This is a genomic window from Streptomyces sp. CNZ287 (genome assembly GCF_007827615.1).
Window position 1 is genome coordinate 61,521 of record NZ_VISV01000003.1, and the last position, 17,249, is coordinate 78,769.

The following is a 17,249-nucleotide window of genomic DNA, read 5'->3' on the forward strand; positions in this document are numbered from 1 at the left end:
TTACTGCTCGCCGGATGCCTCGCCCTCGCCATCCCGCAGGCGGTCGCGGAGCTGCGAGACCGTGAACTCCGGGTGCCGTGCGACCAGCTCCAGCACCCGCGGCCACTGGCGCACCAGCGTGCCCATCACCGGCGGCGGAACGCAGTCCGGCGAGTACACCCACAAGCCGCGCAGTTCGCCCGCCACCTCGCGGGCCACCAGGTAGAGGTCGACGTTGTGCGGCTCGATGGCGGCGATCAGCTCCGGAAGCGGGGTCTCGTCGCCGATCCGCACGTCCAGCGGCGTCACGTCGAGTCCGTCCAGAGCCAGTGTGGTGCTGGGTACGCCGAGCAGGTTGAGCATCACCCGCAGGGGCAACTGGTTGCCGTCCCCGATGACGCCGTCGTGGATCAGCGCACGCATCGGCACGTTCTGGTGCGCGTACGCGTCGAGCTCGGCCTGCAGGACCTGCTGGGCCAGCTCGCGGAAGGTCGGGTCGTCCGCCATCCGGGACCTGTTGAGGATGACGTTGATGAACGGGCCGACCATCGACTTGGTCTCCGGTCGTTCCCGGCCGGCAAGGGGGTGGCTGACCGCGATGTCCGTCGCGTCCGAGTAGCTGTGCAGCAGTACGTGGAACGCGGACATCAGCATCATGAACAGGGTCACGCCCTCGCGGCGGGCGGCCTCCCGCACCGCCGCCATGGCCTCCGCGCCGATCACGGTGGTGTGGGTGTAACCGTCGACGGAGTCGTCGAGTTGGTGCGCCGGCGCGTCGAAGTCGAACGTGCGTGCCGCGCCGTCCAGTTCCCTTCGCCAGTGCTCGATGTGCTCGTCGAGTGCGCCGGAGGCCAGCAGGTCCTGCTCCCACGCCGCGTAGTCCAGGTGCTGGACGACCACCTCGGGGAGCTTCGGCTGCCGCCCGGAGGTGTGGGCCACGTACAGCTCCGACAGCTCGTCGACGATGACGATGAAGCCCCAGTGGTCCACCAGGATGTGGTGGGCCACGAGTACCAGCGCGTGCTCCTGATCGGAGAGGCGCACGAGCAGACCGCGGACGAGGTTCCCGCCGTCGATACGGAAGGGCCGCTCCGTCTCCGCGGTGAGCAGCTCACGCAGCTTCTCGTCCTGGGCCTTCCCCCGGTGCGCACGCAGGTCGACGGTGTCGATCGGCCAGGCGGGCGTGCCGTCGGCGAACTGCCGGGTCGCCGAGCCCTGCCGGACGTAGCGGGTGCGCAGGATGTCGTGCCGCCGCACCAGGTCGTCGAGACCGCGCCGCAGCGCGGCGACGTCCAGCTCGCCGCGTACCCGCCATGCGGTGATGACGCCGTGATGCGGGTGGTCGGGACCCACGGGCTGGAGCAGGAACTCCAGTTGCCCGAAGGAGAGTCCGGCGCCATCGCCCCGGTCTGCCCTGGGAATGGGCGCGTGGAGCAGGTCGGCCGCGTCGGCGGCGGTGGCGCGTTCCTTGTCCTCCGGGACCGGCTCCACCGCGCCGTCCCCGACCGCACGGGCGCACCGGGCGACGGCGCGCAGTGCGTCGAACCAGGTGTCCGCCAGTTCGCGCACCTCGTCCTCGGTGAGGAGCGAACCCGCCCAGCTCCAGTCGGCGACCAGCTTGGGGCCGTCCGGGCCGTCCTGCGTGACGGCGTTGACCTCCAGGGGATGGAGCAGCGGCCGGACCGCGCTGGTGCCGCCCGTGCCGTCCTCGCGCAGCGGCATCCACGGCTTCAGCTCGTCGGTGACGGGCGCACGGCCGAGGTAGTTGAAGAGCACCTGCGGCGCGGGCAGTTCGGCAAGGGCAGGCGCGGTGTCCGCGTCGAGATAGCGCAGCAGCCCGTAGCCGAGGCCGCTCTCCGGGATCGACCTCAACTGCCTGCCGGTGTCCGCGACCGCGGCCGCCAGCCCGCTGCCCGCCTCGGTCACCTCGGCCCAGGTCAGCCGGCCGAAGTCGAGACGGACGGGGTGGACGCTGGTGAACCAGCCCACCGTACGGGACAGGTCGGTGCCCTCGACGAGGTGCTCGTGCCTGCCGTGGCTCTCCACGTCCAGCACCACCGGACCGTCACCCGCGTCCGTCCTGCGGGCGCGCCACCGCCGGAGGGCGAGCCCGAAGGCGGTCAGCAGCACGTCCTGGATGCCGCGGCGGAACACCGCGGACGCCTGACCGACCAGCGTCGCGGTGTCCTCGGCCGGCAGGGTCACCGACAGCCGCCCCTCCGTGCCGGTGACGTCGCGGTCCGCGTCCAGATCCCCGGCCACCAGCGGCGCGGCGTCCCGCAGGACGCCCTCCCACACGGGGAGTTCGGCACGGTGCCGTGTCGTGCTCGCGGCGGAGACGACCCGGGCCGCCCAGCCGCGCAGCGACGTCGCCACGGGAGCGAGGTCCGGCTCGCGGCCCGCGGCCACCGCGTCCCAGGCTGCGGCGAGGTCGGTCAGCAGGATCCTCCACGACACTCCGTCGACCGCGAAGTGGTGCACGGCGAGCAGGAGCCTGCCCGGTCGGCCGGCTCCGGCGTCGAACCACACGGGCTGGAGCATGGCGCCCGCGGCGGGATCGAGCCGGCGTCTGGCGGCGGCGGTCTCCTCGGCGATGAGCGCATGGGCCTCGGCGTCCGTCAGCCCGCCGGTGGCGACGCGGCGCAGCACCTCCGCGACCCGTACGGCGCCGGGTTCGTCGGCGTACAGGGACCATTGCCCGTCGGGGCCGGTCACCAGCCGGGTGCGCAACGCGTCGTGCCGGTCGACGACCGCTTGCAGCACCGCGGTCAGCCGCTCCTCGTCCACGTCCACCGGCAGGCCGACGGTTGCGGACAGGTCGAAGCCGACCACCGAGCCGCCGAGTTGCCGCTGCCGTTCCATCACGGGCAGCAGCGGGACGTCGCCGGTGCCGACGTCCGCGGCGCTCACGCCGGCGTCCTCGCCGGCCGGCCGGGCCACCTGCGCGATGCCGGCCACCGTCTGGTGCACGAACACGTCCCGGACGGTGAACACCAGTCCGGCCGTGCGGGCCTGCGCGACCAGTTGGGTGGCCTGGATGCTGTCCCCGCCCAGGTCGAAGAAGCCGGCTTCGGCGCCGACCCCGGGAACTCCCAGGACCTCGGCGTACACCGAGGCGAGCGTCCGCTCGACCGGCGTCTCCGCCGCTCGGGATCCGCTGCCCGCGCCGAGGTCCGGTGCGGGCAGCGCGCGGCGGTCGAGCTTGCCGTTGCTCGTCATCGGGAAGGCGTCGAGCACCACCACCGCGACAGGCACCATGTACTGCGGCAGCCGCTCGGCCGCGAACGCCCGCAACTCGGCGGGCTCGGGGCGGGTCCCCCGGGCGGGTACGACGTAGCCGACCAGGTCCTTCCCCCCGGCGGGCTTCTCCCGTACGACCACCGCTGCGCCCGCCACGGCGGGGTGCGCGTCGAGGGCCTGCTCGATCTCGCCCGGTTCGATGCGGAAGCCGCGGATCTTCACCTGGTCGTCGGTCCGGCCGACGTACACGATCCGCCCGCCCGCGTCACGGCGGACCAGGTCACCGGTCCGGTACATGCGAGAGCCCGGTGCGCCGTACGGGCAGGCGACGAAGCGCGCGGCCGTCAGCCCGGGTTGTCCGAGGTAGCCGCGGGCCAGGCCCGTTCCGGCGAGGTACAACTCGCCGGGGACGCCGGGCGGCACCGGCCGGAGCCGTTCGTCGAGCACGTACGCCCGGGTGTCGTCCATCGGTGTGCCGATCGGCACGATGCCGTCGACCACCTCGCGGGTGGTCTGCCGGACGGCGAAGGTCGTCGCTTCCGTGGGCCCGTACACGTGCGTGAGCGAGGTCCGCGGCCAGGCCGCCAGCGCCTTCGTGAACGCGAGGGGCGAGTGGGCCTCGCCGCCGGTCCACACCTCCGCCACGCCGGCCAGCGCAGCGGGATCGCGTTCCATCAGCAGGTTGAAGAGCGCGGTCGTGAGGAACACGGCGGTGACGCGGCGTTCGCCGATGGTACGCACCAGGGTGTCGGGATCGAGTTCACCGGCCGGTGCGACGACCACCTCACCGCCGGACAGCAGCGGCACCCACAGCTCGTAGGTGGAGGCGTCGAACGCGGCCGGGGAATGCATCAGAACGCGCGAGTGGTTGCCGCCGCGCCACGCGCGGTCGGCGGCCAGGCTCGCCACGTTCCGGTGGGTGACCGCCACGCCCTTCGGCCGCCCGGTGGACCCGGAGGTGTACATCACGTAGGCCACCCGGTCGGGACCGCCCGCGGGCACGAGGCCGACGGCGCCCCGCGCACCGCCCTCCCCTGCGGGCGGTTCTGCGGCCACGTCGACCACACGCACCCCGGCGGGGACGTCGTGTTCCGGCCCCTCCCCGTCCACGAGGAGCACGCGCGCCCCGGTGTCGGCCATGATCAGCCGCATGCGCGACCCGGGATAGCGGGGGTCCAGCGGTACGTACACGCCGCCGGCCTTGACCACGGCGAGGATCGCCACGGGCAGCCGTACGGAGCGCTCCATCAGCAGGCACACCGCGTCCTCTGCGCCGCCGGCGCCGATCCCCAGCTCGCGCAACCGCACGGCGAGCCGGTCCGCGGCGGCGGCCAGTTCCGCGTAGGTCAGCCGCTCCTCGCCGTGGCGGACCGCGACGGCGTCCGGAGTACGGGCCGCCTGCGCCTCGAAGAGCTCGGGCAGGGTGGCCACGGGCTCCTCGCCGGCCGGGCCGTTCCACTCGTGGAGCACGCGGTGCCGCTCGGCCGGGGTGAGTACGTCGACATCGCCGATCGGCCGGTCCGGGTCGCCGATCATGGCCACCAGCACCTGGCGCAGCCGGTGCGCCATGGTGCGTATCGTCTCGTGGTCGAAGACGTCGGCGTTGTACTCGATGCCGCCGTCGATGCCGTCCGGCTTGCCGCCGGCCGCGAGGCGCTCGTGCAGGAGGAAGACCAGGTCCATCCTCGCCGTGCCGGTGCCCGTCACCATCGGCGTCACCTCGACCCCGGGCAGCCCGGGGCTCTCGCCGGTCACGCTCTGCCAGGAGAGCATGACCTGCACGAGCGGGTGGTGGGCCATCGACCGGGCCGGCCGCAGACTGTCGACGAGTGCCTCGAACGGGATGTCCCGGTGCGCGAGCGCGTCGAGGGTCCGTTCCCGTACCGCACCGAGCAGTTCCCGGAAGGTCTGGCGGTCGGAGAGCTGTGTGCGCAGCACGAGGGTGTTGGCGAAGAAGCCGACGAGGTTCTCGGTGGCCTGGTCGTCCCTGCCCGCGGTGGCCACGCCGACGGGGATGTCCGCCCCGGCGCCGAGGCGGCGGAGGAGCACCGCCAGCGCCGCGTTGAGGACCATGAACATGCTGACGTCGCAGCCGCGCGCCAGGCGGGCCAGGCCCTCGTGCAGGTCCACGTCCCACCGGAAGGTGAGCGTGTCCCCGTCGTGCGACGCCTCGGCCGGGTGCGGCCGGTCGACCGGGAGGGCGATCCGCTCGGGCAGGCCGTCCAGCGCACCGCGCCAGTGGTCGAGCTGGTACGACCACGTGCTCCCGGGATCGTCATGCGCGCCGAGGTGCTCGCGCTGCCACAGGGTGTAGTCGGCGTACTGCACGGGCAGCGGCGCCCACTCGGGCGGGTGACCGGCCAGCCGCGCGCGGTAGGCGACTGCCAGGTCGTACCGCAGCGGCGCCAGCGACCAGCCGTCGGCCGCGATGTGGTGGACGACGACGACCAGCACGTGCTCGCCCGTGCCGGCGGTGAACAGCTCGGCGTGCAGCGGGATCTCCGCCGTCAGGTCGAACGGGTGCCGTACCGCCGCGGCCACCGCGTCGTTCAGGTCCCCGGCGTCGACCTCGGTCACCGGCAGCGCGGGCCGCGCCTGTTCGGGAGCCAGGACGTGCTGGCACGGCACGGCTCCCTCGTCCGGGAAGACGGTGCGCAGTGACTCGTGACGCGCGACCACGTCGGCGAGCGCGGCCCGCAGGCAGTCCACGTCCAGCGTGCCGGTGAGGCGCAGCACCACCGGAAGGTTGTACGTAGGTGAAGGGCCTTCCATCTGGTGCAGGAACCACAGCCGGCGCTGGGCGAACGACTGCGGCAGCGGGTCGGGCCGTGTCATGGGGACCAGCGCAGGCCGCGCGTCTGTGCCGCCCTGCCGCAGTACCTCGGCCAGCCGGGCCACGGTCGGCCTCTCGAAGAGGCCGCGCACCGGCACTTCGACGCCGAGCACCCCGCGGATCTTCGCCACCAGGCGGGTGGCCAGCAGCGAGTGCCCGCCGAGGTCGAAGAAGTTGTCGTCGATGCCGACCTCGGACAGGTTCAGCACCTGGGCGAAGAGCGCGCACAGAGCCTTCTCCTCGGCGTCGCGGGGCGCCGCGTACGCGGTGGCCGCGCGGGCCCGGCCCGGCTCGGGTGCGGGGAGCGCGCCGCGGTCGGTCTTCCCGCTGGGGGTGCGCGGCAGCGCGTCGAGGAACACGAACGCGGACGGAACCATGTACGCGGGCAGCTTGTCGTTGAGCGCGCCCCGCAGACGGCGGGTCAGCTCCTCGACGGGGCCGGCCGCCGGGTCCGCAACCAGGTAGGCGACAAGGCGCTGGTCACCGGGCCGGTCCTCGCGGACCACCACCACCGATTCCTTCACCTGCCCCTGCCACATCAGCACGGTTTCGATCTCGCCGAGTTCGATCCGGTAGCCGCGCAGCTTGACCTGATGGTCCAGCCTGCCGAGGTAGTCGACTCTGCCGTCGACCCGGCGGCGCACCAGATCACCGGTCCGGTACAGGCGGTCATCCGGGCCGGACGAGAACGGGTTCCGGACGAACTGCTTCGCCGTCAGCTCCGGCCGGCCGAGGTATCCACGCGCCAGCCCGTCCCCGCCGATGCACAACTCGCCGGGAACACCCGGCGGCACCGGGCGGCCTTCGGGGTCGAGGATGTGCACCTCGGTGTTGGCGATCGGCCCGCCGATGGTGATCGTGTCGTCCACGATCCTGGTGCCCAGCGAGTAGATGGTGGTCTCGCTCGGCCCGTACATGTTCCACAGGTCCACGCCCTTGGCCAGCAGGCGGCGTGCCAGGTCGGGCGGGAGCGCCTCGCCGCAGATGAGCCCGCGCAGCCCGGGACGGCCCGGCCAGCCGGCGTCGAGGAGCATGCGCCATGTCGACGGGGTCGCCTGCATCATGGTCGCGCCGGTGGCGGCCATCTCCTCGGCCAGCAGCCTGCCGTCGGTGGCCACCTCCCGGGTGGCGAGCACGACCCGGGCGCCCTCGACCAGAGGGAGCAGCAGTTCCAGGGTCGCGATGTCGAACGACAGCGTGGTGACCGCCAGCAGGCTGTCACCGGCGTCGATGCCCGGCCACTGCTTCATGGCCCAGAAGAGGTTGCGCAGCGCGCGGTGCGGCAGTTGGACGCCCTTGGGGCGGCCGGTGGACCCGGATGTGTAGATCACGTAGGCGAGGTCCGTGCCCGCGACCGGCTCGCCGAGCACCTCGGCGGGCTCGGCGGCGATCTCGTCGCGCAGTTCGTCCAGGCACAGTGTGGCGGCTCCGGACTCCGGCAGGGCCGGTGCCACGGAGCGCTGGGTGATGAGGACGGGCAGCCCGGCGTCCCCGATCATGAACCCCATGCGGTCGCGGGGCAGTTCCGGGTCGATCGGCACGTAGGCGCCGCCCGCCTTGAGCACGGCCAGCACCGCGACGACCATGTCGAGGGAGCGCTCCAGGCAGATCCCGACCAGCACGTCGCGCCCGACGCCGAGACGCTTCAGCCTGCGGGCCAGCCGGTTGGCGGACGCATCGAGCTGGGCGTAGGTGAGCGTCTCGCCCCGGCAGTACACCGCCTCGGCGTCCGGTCTCAGCGCTGCCTGCTGCTCGATGCGCTGGTGGGTGAGGAGTGGGTCGGGCCACTCGCTGCGGGTGTCCGCCCGCTCCCTGCGCTGCTCGCGATCCTCCTCCCCGGTCAGCAGCGCGACGTCCAGGACCGGCTGCTCCGGGTCGGCGAGCAGGTTGTCCAGCAGCACCTTCAGGTGGCCGGCCATGCGGTCGATGGTGGCGGCGTCGAACAACTCGGTGTTGTACTCGAACCAGCCGCTGAGCGCGTCTCCCTGCTCGAACACCTGCAGTTCGAGGTCGAACCGCGCGGTGGAGCCGGGCACCTCCATCAGCTCCAGGCGCAGCCCGCCGGCCTCGAACTCGGGCATCGGGATGTTCTGGAAGACGAACGACACCTGGAAGACCGGCGACCGGGACAGGTCCCGCTCCGGCTGCAGCTCCTCCACCAGCCTCTCGAACGGCACCTCCTGGTGGGCGAAGGCGCCGAGAGCCGCGCCTCGGACCCGGCCGAGCAGCTCGGTGAAGGACGGGTTGCCCGAGACGTCGCTGCGGATCGCGAGCGTGTTGACGAAGTAGCCGATGAGCCGCTCGACCTCAGACTGCCCGCGGTTGGCCACGGGCACACCGACGACGACGTCCTCCTGCCTGCTGTACCGGTGCAGCAGTACGACGTAGGCCGCGAGCAGGGTCATGAACGGGGTGACGCCGGCGCTGCGGCTGAGTTCGCGCACGCCGTTCATCACGGCGGCGGAGAGGTGGAAGGGCCGGGAGCCGCCGGCCGTGCCCAGCACGGCGGGCCGCGGCCGGTCGGTGGGGAGCTCCAGGATCGGTGCGGCTCCCTGGAGCTCCCCCTTCCAGTACGCCAAGTCGGCGGCCATACCGGAGCCCGCCAGCTTCTTGCGCTGCCAGGCCGCGTAGTCGGCGTACTGGACGGGCAGGTCCGGCAGCTTGGCTTCTGTGCCGGTGAGGTAGCCCTGGTAGAGGGCGACCAGTTCCCCGAAGAGCACCGAGGTCGACCACAGGTCGGCGACGATGTGGTGCATGGTGAGCAGCAGGATGTGCTCGTCGGCGGACAGCCGCAGGAACCTCATCCGCATGAGCGGCCCGGTGCCGAGGTCGAAGGGCCGGGCGAACTCCTGGCGCGCCAGCTCCTCGATGCCCGCCTCGCCGCCGGGGCCGCGCAGGTGTCCGCACTCCTCGACGGTCAGCTCCAGCTCGCCGGCGTCGTGCACGACCTGCACCGGCTCGCCCTCGACCTCGTCGAACGTGGTGCGCAGCGACTCGTGCCTGCGGACGATCTCGGCCAGGCAACGGCGCCAGATCTCCACGTCCAGCGGGCCGTGCAGGCGCACCGCCGCCGGGATGTTGTAGGCGGCGCTGCCCGGGTTGAGCTGGTCCAGGAACCACATCCGCTGCTGGGGGAACGATGCGGCGAAGCGCCGCGCGCGGGGCGGCGGGAGATTGCCATGGGTACGCCGCAGCCGCTCCGCCAGGAGTTTACGCTTCTGCTCAGCCGTGAGGCTGGTCAGGTCGATCTCGGTCATGCGCGAATCTCCTGATCGTTGGTCTCGGCCGCGGAACAGACGAATGCGAGGGCCCGGTGGAAGGAAATCCGGTTGCTGGGAGTTTTCCGTTGCGCGATTGCCTTGCCGAGTGGAGGAACCGGAAGGGCGCGATGCATGCTCGCACCAGGTGAACCGCACGTCCACCGCAGTCATACGCCGTGCTCTGCCAGGGCCATTGGGCTGTTCAACTGTCCGCCGCGGCCAGTTGAACGCTTTCTTCCGGCACGGCGAATGGCGGGTTGTTCTCTGCTGTTCCGGCCTTTCCGGAACGGATGAATACCTTCAGGGGGTCGGGGTGGCGGATGCGGGAATGCCGACCGCCTCGGCGATGACTGCCATGACGCCGTCGGCGGGGTGGAGGAAGAAATGCCCCCCTTGCAGGAGGCGCAGGCCGGCGTCCCCGTCGGTCTGGCGGCGCCAGCCCTCCAGGTCGGGTACGGGCACGAGCGGGTCGTCGGCGCCGCCGAGCACGGTGAGGGGGACCGGCAGCGGCGGCTCGGGGCCGTACCGGTAGTTCTCCAGCACCGAGAAGTCGGCCCGGATCGTGGGCAACATCAGCCTCATCAGCTCCTCGTCTTCGAGCAGCTCGCGCGGAGTGCCGCCGAGTGTGCGCAGTTCGCCGACGACGTCGGCGTCGGACGCCTGGTGCACCGGGGGCCGGGTGCGGGGGACGTCAGGCGCGGCGGTGGCGGACACGAACAGGTGGGCGGGCAGCGGCCGTCTGCGGCGGCGCAGGGTCCTGGTCAGTTCGAACGCGAGCAGGCCGCCCATGCTGTGGCCGAACACGGCGAAGGGCCGGTCCAGGTGGGGAGAGAGCGCGTCGGCCAGGGCACCCGCGAGCTGCGGCAGCCTGGTCATCGGCGGCTCCAGGATGCGGCCACCGCGGCCCGGCAGTTCGAGCGGGCAGACCTGGATGCCGGGTGGCGCCAGGTCGTGCCAGTCGCGGTAGGCGGCGGCGCTGCCGCCGGCGTAGGGCAGGCAGAACAGCCGGACCGCGGCCTCCTGTCCGGGCTCGTTGCGGCCGAACCACGGGTTGCGCACCTTTCCGTCCTCCTTCGTCTCGCGGCCGCCGGGCATGGGGCGGACCGCAGGTCAGTCCGTCAGGCTCAGTGCGCCGGAAGGGCAGCGACGTACCGCGTCCTCGGCATCCTTGAGCTGCACGTCCGTCGGTACGGACCGCAGCAGCACGACTGTTCCGTCCTTGTCCGACTGGTCGAACAGCTCGGGTGTGGTCAGGGCGCACATACCCGAGCCGACACAGGTGTCGGTGTCGGCTTCGATGCGCATGGTCGGCATCCTCCGGTTCACGAGGGGCGGGAGTCGGCGGCGGGGGCGGCGGATCAGGTGGCCATGCCGCCGTCGATGGTGAAGGTGGCGCCCGTGAGGTAGGCCGCCCGGTCCGAGACCAGGAACGACACGAGGTCGGCTACCTCTTCGGGACGGCCGAGCCGGCCGAGAGCGATGCGCTGCTCGAACCGCTCGCGGATGCCGGGTTCCAGGGCGAGGACGGGGTCGGTGGCGATGAAGCCCGGTGCGACCGTGTTGGCCCGGATGCCGTACCGGCCGACCTCGCGGGCCAGGGACTTGGTGAAACCGACGATCCCGGCCTTGGAGGCGGCGTAGTTGGTCTGTCCCGCGTTGCCGTGCAGACCGGCGACGGAGGACAGGGTGACGATCGCGCCGCGACGGCGTTCGACCATGTCCCCGACGACGGCGCGGCAGACGTGGAAGACGCCGTCGAGATTCGTGCGCAGCACGTCGTGCCAGTCCTCGTCCTCCATCAGCTTCAGGGGCTGGTCGCGTAGCACGGCCGCGGAGGTGACGGCGGCACGCACGGGCCCGAGGGTGTCCTCGACGGAGTCGACGAACGCCTCGACGGCATCGGGGTCGGCGACGTCGGTGCGCCGGACCAGGGCGCGGCGGCCGGTGGCGGATATCTCCTTCTCCACCCCGCGGGCGGCGGAGTCGTCGGAGGCGTAGCAGACGGCGATGTCGTAGCCGTCCCGGGCGAGCCGCAGGGCGACGGCCCGCCCTATGCCGCGCGAGCCCCCCGCCACCAGGGCGACGGGAGTCGGGGAACAGTCGCTCATACGCGCTCTCCCGGGGTCGGCGCGTCGGTGACGCCGCGGTGTCGGTCCGGTCCGTGGGAACCCCTCACGACTCGTCTCCCTCCGCGGCCAGCAGTGCGCGCAGCCGGGCCTCGACCTCGTCGTCGGTGAGGTGAGCGAGCGCGTCGAGGTCCGTGCCGTCGGCTCCGTCCCGGGCCAGGACTTCGATCGCGTCGTCCGGGCCGCCGGCCGGGGCGCCCGCGCGGGAGTCCAGGACCTCGACGGTGTGGGCGACGGTGGGTCGTTCGAAGAAGGCGCGCAGGTCGAGTTCGGTGCCGAGACGGGACTTCAGCCGGGTGCCGATCTGCACGGCGGCCAGGGAGTGGCCGCCCAGGGCGAAGAAGTCGTCGTCGACGCCGACCCGGTCAAGGCCCAGCACCTCCTGCCACACGTCGGCGACGGCCTGTTCCCGGGGCGTGCGGGGGGCCGTGTAGGGGGTGGGCAGGTGGGGGCGCGGATGGGTGGCGCCGGGCGGCGCCAGTTCGTCCATCTCCCGGGCCAGCAGCGCGGGGGTCAGGGAGCGGGCCAGGTCGCGGACCGCGGTGAAGTCGCGGTGGGAGACGACGAGGTGGCCGGGCAGGTCCGGGGCGGCGAGGATGCGGGCGAAGGCGTCCTTGCCCTGCTGCTCGGTGATGCCCTCGGCCAGGGTGCGCAGGATGCCGGTGCCGGCCGGCTCGTCGGCGCCGTCCCCGCCGGTGCCGTGGCCGGGTGCGGGCGGCTCGGCGGCACGGGCGATCTGGTCGCGCAGACCGTCCAGGTCGTTGATGCGCTTGATGGTGAAGTCGCCGATGCGGACGAGGACCCGGCCTTCGGGGTCGAGGATCTCGATGTCGCACGTGCTGGTCTCGCCCGTGGCGTCGGCGGACTCCTTCAGCTCGACATGGGCGTGGACGGTGCCGGTCAGGCCGTGATGAAAGCGCAGGCTCCGGTAGCTGAACGGCAGATAGTAGGTGCCGGGCGCGTGCACGCGGGCGGTGCCGCCGGCCGCGTCGAGCAGCGCCGGGTGCAGGAGGTAGTGGTCGAGGTCGCCGTGGAACTCCTCGTCCAGTCGCAGCGTGGCCATGACCCGCCGCGGGCCGACCGCGATCTCGCGCATGCAGTTCCAGCGCGGCCCGAAGGAGAACTCGATGGGCCCGCCCTTCTGGAACCGGTCCAGGCCGAGGCCGAGTGTGATCGACTCCTGCGTGTCGAGGACCTCCTTCACCTCGCAGGCGGCGCGGAGTCCGGCGAGGTCGCGCACGGTGTCGGGTGCGCGGTCCGGGAAGGAGACCGTGCCGCTGGCGTGGTCGTGCCAGGCCGCGCCCGTCCGGCTGCGTACGAGGAAGTGCCAGTGGCCGTCACGTTCCTCGACGGTGGTGAAGACCTCGCGGGTCTGCCCTTCCGGCACGACGACGGGGATCGTGTACTGCACGTCGCCGATCTCGATGTCTCTCCCGGCGGCCTGCTCGGCCACGGCGGCCCGGACCAGTTCCAGGTAGGCGGTACCCGGAACGAGCCCGTGTTCCTGGATGCGGTGGTCCCGGACGATCCAGCTGTCGGCGGTGCTGAAGACGGTGGCGTAGGTACGGGACGTGGGGGTGCTGCGGACGAGGCGCTGGATCAACGGGTGGCCGCCGGCCCCGGCGCCGGGTGGGGCGCCGAAGCGGGCGCCGAGGCCGGCGGCCATGCCGACCTCGTGCCAGGTGTCCCAGCCGATCGCCGTGACCGGGACGGCGGTCTCGCGGCGCTTCCACTGGGCGAACGCGTCGAGGAAGGCGTTGGCCGCGGCGTAGTCGCTCTGGCCGGGTCCGCCGAGGACGCCGGTCACCGAAGAGCACAGCAGCATGAAGTCGAGGTCGTCGTCACGGCAGGCACTGTCCAGCACGAGCAGGCCGCGGGTCTTGGCGGCGAGCACGTGGTCGGCGTCGGCCGGGGACTTCGTGGCGATCACCCCCCGGGAGGGGCTGCCGGCGGCGTGCACGACACCGTTCAGTGGTCCCGCGGCCGCGCGGAGTTCGCGTACCGCTCGCTGGGTCTGCTCCTCGTCGGTGATGTCGGCGCGGAGGAGGTGGACGCGGGCACCGAGGTCCTGGATACGGCGCAGTCGCAGGATGCGCAGGCTGACGGGGTCGTTCTCGCCGTGGGCGGCGAGGTGGGCGTCCCAGTCGCCGGGCTCGGGGAAGGCGGACCGGCCGAGCAGGGCGAGTACGGGCCGCTCGGCGGTGGCGGCGATGTGCTCGGCCATGGCCAGCCCGAGCCCGCCGAGCCCGCCGGTGATCAGGTAGACGCCGCCGTCGCGCAGGCCGGTGCCGTCGGTCCCGAGGGGGACGGCGGCGAAGGTACGGCGCCACCAGTGACGGCCGCGCAGGGCGAGTTCGGGTTCCCCCGCCATCCCGGTCAGGGCCGTGAGCAGGGCGCGTACGGCGTCGTCATGGGGGGCGCGGGGGTCGGTGCCGGTGACGTCCAGGACGCGGCAGGCGGTGTCGGCGGTCTCCTGGGGGATGACGGTGGCGGCGCCGAGGAGCAGGGCGTGCTCGGGCCGCAGCGTCTCCTCGCCGGTGACGTCGTACACCCCGCGGCACACCACGTCGACGGTGACGGGCGCGGTGGGGCGCTCGCCGGACGACAGTGCCTGTGCGAGTGCCAGGAGGCTGTCGAAGCCGGTGCGGCGGGCGGCCTCCAGCCGCTCGCGGGTCGGCGGCTCCCCCGGCGGCGGATCGCCGGCGGGGTCTGCCGTGGTGCTCCACAGGTGGACGAAGCGCAGGCGGGCCTCGTCTCCGGTTCCGGCGAGCCGCCCGGCGAGGGAGGAGACGAGCGTGGTCAGACCGTCCCTGTCGGCAGGGTCCACGGTCCAGACGTCGCCGGCTCCTGCCAGGCCCCCGCCCGCGGTGACCCGGACGACGTGGTCGCCGGCGGCGGCGAGACGGTCGGCGAGGGCGTCGCCGAGAGCGAGGCCGGCGCCGAGCACCACCCAGACGTCGCCGGTGGGCCCTGTCGCACGCCGTGCGGGCAGGGTGAGCCGCTGCCAGCCGGGAGCGTGGAACCAGTCGTCCGCGGTGGTGGCAGCGGGTTGGCTGCCGCGGGATGTCCCGGCGGGTTCGACCCAGAACCGGCGGCGCTGGAAGGGGTAGCCGGGCAGCCGGAGCGGGGGGTGCCGCTCCTCTCCCTGGACGGCGGCCCAGTCCACTGCGGCCCCCGCGCTCCACACGGCACCGAGGTTCGTCATCAGATGCGCGTCGTCACGGGTGTCCTGCCCGGGGTGCGGCAGCGACCCGGCGGCGGTACGGCCGGGGCTCCACGACCGGTGGGCACGCGCGAAGTCGGTGAGGGTCCGGCCGGGGCCGACCTCCAGCAGCACCAGGGCGGGGTCGGCGAGCAGGACGCCGAGGGCGTCCCGGAACCGTACCGGCTGCCGCAGGTGACCGCCCCAGTAGTCGGGGCTGGTGGCCTGCTCGTCGGTGATCCAGGTCCCGGTGACGTCGGAGACGAACGGAACCGCCGGGGGGTGCAGGCTGACGCCGCGCACCTCGTCCGTGAAGGGCTGCACCACGGGATCCATCGCGGGCGAGTGGAAGGCGTGGGAGGTGTGCAGCCGGCGGCACCCCACGCCCTCGGCCGTGAGCTGTCGTTCGAGGTCGTCGACGGCCTCGGGGAGTCCGGAGACGACGCAGAGCGCGGTGGAGTTGACGGCGGCGAGGGAGAGGCCGTCGCCCAGGCGGGCCGTGGTCTCCCGCTCGGGCAGGAAGACACTGAGCATGGCGCCGCCCGGCATCTTCTGGACGAGCCGGCCGCGGGCGGCGACGAGGCGTACGGCGTCCTCCAGCGAGAACACCCCCGCGAGGCAGGCGGCGACGTACTCGCCGACGCTGTGTCCTGCCATGGCGCGCGGCTGGACGCCCCAGGACTGCCACAGCCGGGCGAGTGCGTACTCGACGCAGAAGAGCGCGGGCTGGGCGAAGCCGGTCAGCCGCAGCCGTTCGCCGGCGTCCTTCTCGGTCCGCGGGTCGTCCGGGGCGAGGACGAGGGCGCGCAGGTCCTCCTCCAGGTACGGGGCGAACAGGGCCGCACAGCGGTCGAACTCGGCGGCGAAGACCGGTTCGCGGTCATGGAGACCGCGGGCCATGCCGGGATACTGGGCGCCCTGCCCGGGGAAGAGGAACGCGACCGGGGCACTGTCGGGCGCGGCGACGGCGGAGTCCGCGTCGACCGCGAGCAGCCGCAGCGCGGTGACGGCCTCGTCGGTGGTGCGGGCGACGGCGGCGGTGCGGTGGGGGAAGCGGGCACGGCGTCGGGCCAGGGTGTGGGCCACGGCGTCGAGCAGGGTGCCCGGGTGGGCTTCGAGGTGGTCGGCCAGGCGTCCGGCGGCTTCGGCGAGGGCGGGCGCGGACTTCGCGGACAGCGGCAGCAGCCGCGCCGGGGGCTCGGCGGTGGCGTCGCCGGCCGGCCGGTTGCCGTCGGCGTCGCCGGCCGGCCGGCCGGCGGGGGCCTCTTCGAGGACGACGTGGACGTTGGTGCCGCCGATGCCGAAGGAGCTGACGCCGGCTCGCCGCGGCTCGGCCCCGCGCGGCCACGACCGCAGGCCGGTGTTGACGTAGAAGGGGCTGGTCTCCAGTTCCAGGGCGGGGTTGGGCCGTTCGTAGTGCGCAGTCGGCGGGATGGCCTCGTGCTTGAGGGCGAGGACGGTCTTGATCAGGCCGGTGACGCCGGCGGCGGCGTCGAGATGGCCGACGTTGCTCTTGACCGAGCCGACGGCGCAGAAGCCCCGGTCCTCCGTACCGGTGCGGAAGGCCCGGGTGAGGGCGGCGATCTCGATGGGGTCGCCGAGTGGGGTGCCGGTGCCGTGGGCCTCCACGAAGCCGACGGTGGCCGGGTCGATGTCGGCCAGCGCCAGCGCCTCGGCCACGACGTCGGCCTGGCCGTCGACGCTCGGTGCGGTGTATCCGGCCTTCAGGGAGCCGTCGTTGTTCACGGCGGTGGCCAGGATGACCGCGTCGACGCCGTCGCCGTCGGCGCGCGCGTCCGTGAGCCGGCGCAGGACGACGATGCCGGCGCCGTTGCCGGCGACGGTTCCGGAGGCGTCGGCGTCGAAGGCGCGGCACGTGCCGTCCGGGGACAGGATGCCGCCGGGCTCGTAGGCGTAGCCGGCGCGCAGGGGCGCCGAGACCGAGACGCCGCCGGCCAGCGCGATGTCGCACTCGCCGTTGACCAGGCTCTGGCAGGCCAGGTGTACGGCGGTCAGCGAGGTGGAGCAGGCGGTCTGGACGGTGACGGCCGGCCCGGTGAGATCCAGTTTGTACGCGACCCGGGTGGCCAGGAAGTCCTTGTCGGAGGCGAGCAGCACCTGGTACATGCCGGCCGCGTCGCGGACCTGCTCGTTGTGCATGAGGTTGAACAGCAGGTACGAATTGAGTCCGGCGCCGGCGAACACGCCGATCCGGCCGTCGAAGCCGCGGGGGTCGACCCCGGCGGATTCCAGGGCCTGCCAGGCACATTCGAGGAAGACCCGGTGCTGGGGGTCGAGGAGTTCGGCCTCGCGGGGGCTGTATCCGAAGAACGCCTCGTCGAACAGGTCCGCGCCCTCCAGCACTCCCTTGGCCTTGACGTAGCCGTCCCGGGCCAGGAGCGCCGGGTCGACGCCGGATGCGGCCAGTTCCTCGTCCGAGAAGGCGGTGATGCCCACCCGGCCCTGGGCGAGGCCGGACCAGAACGTCTCCACGTCACCGGCGCCGGGGAAGCGGCCCGCCATGCCGATGACGGCGACGCGGTCGAGGTCCTGTCCCCGGTCCCCACCGGGTGCACGGGTCGGGTCCTGCTGTGGCTGTGACACTTCGA

Annotated in this window: 5 protein-coding genes; all 5 read right to left on the bottom strand. The window is 73.1% G+C overall.

Features of this window, described 5'->3' with window-relative positions:
- The 5 genes from FB457_RS07900 to FB457_RS07920 all read right to left on the bottom strand — a co-directional run bounded on the left by FB457_RS07900 (nucleotide 1) and on the right by FB457_RS07920 (nucleotide 17,244).
- On the bottom strand, nucleotides 1–9,309 hold the full coding sequence (locus FB457_RS07900) for a non-ribosomal peptide synthetase (protein ID WP_145781352.1): 9,309 nt from the start codon (nucleotides 9,307–9,309) through the stop codon (nucleotides 1–3).
- Between the two features lie 303 nt (nucleotides 9,310–9,612).
- A complete protein-coding gene (locus tag FB457_RS07905) occupies nucleotides 9,613–10,407 on the bottom strand; it encodes a thioesterase II family protein (RefSeq protein ID WP_078898506.1) in 795 nt (264 codons plus the stop codon).
- Nucleotides 10,408–10,422: 15 nt separating this feature from the next.
- Nucleotides 10,423–10,617, bottom strand: a complete 195-nt coding sequence (locus FB457_RS07910; RefSeq protein ID WP_047018891.1) for a ferredoxin — start codon at nucleotides 10,615–10,617, stop codon at nucleotides 10,423–10,425.
- A gap of 53 nt (nucleotides 10,618–10,670) precedes the next feature.
- Complete coding sequence (fabG, locus tag FB457_RS07915) at nucleotides 10,671–11,420, bottom strand: 3-oxoacyl-ACP reductase FabG (protein WP_145781354.1); 750 nt, start codon at nucleotides 11,418–11,420, stop codon at nucleotides 10,671–10,673.
- A 64-nt stretch (nucleotides 11,421–11,484) separates the two neighbouring features.
- Nucleotides 11,485–17,244 carry a type I polyketide synthase gene (locus tag FB457_RS07920; protein WP_486588957.1) on the bottom strand — a complete coding sequence of 1,920 codons (5,760 nt, stop codon included), beginning with the start codon at nucleotides 17,242–17,244 and terminating at the stop codon, nucleotides 11,485–11,487.
- Nucleotides 17,245–17,249: the final 5 nt, after the last annotated feature.

Coding starts and splice junctions, on each gene's coding strand:
- FB457_RS07900 (WP_145781352.1), bottom strand. CDS start 9,309: ATGACCGAGATCGACCTGACCAGCCTCACGGCTGAGCAGAAGCGTAAA.
- FB457_RS07905 (WP_078898506.1), bottom strand. CDS start 10,407: ATGCCCGGCGGCCGCGAGACGAAGGAGGACGGAAAGGTGCGCAACCCG.
- FB457_RS07910 (WP_047018891.1), bottom strand. CDS start 10,617: ATGCGCATCGAAGCCGACACCGACACCTGTGTCGGCTCGGGTATGTGC.
- fabG (WP_145781354.1), bottom strand. CDS start 11,420: ATGAGCGACTGTTCCCCGACTCCCGTCGCCCTGGTGGCGGGGGGCTCG.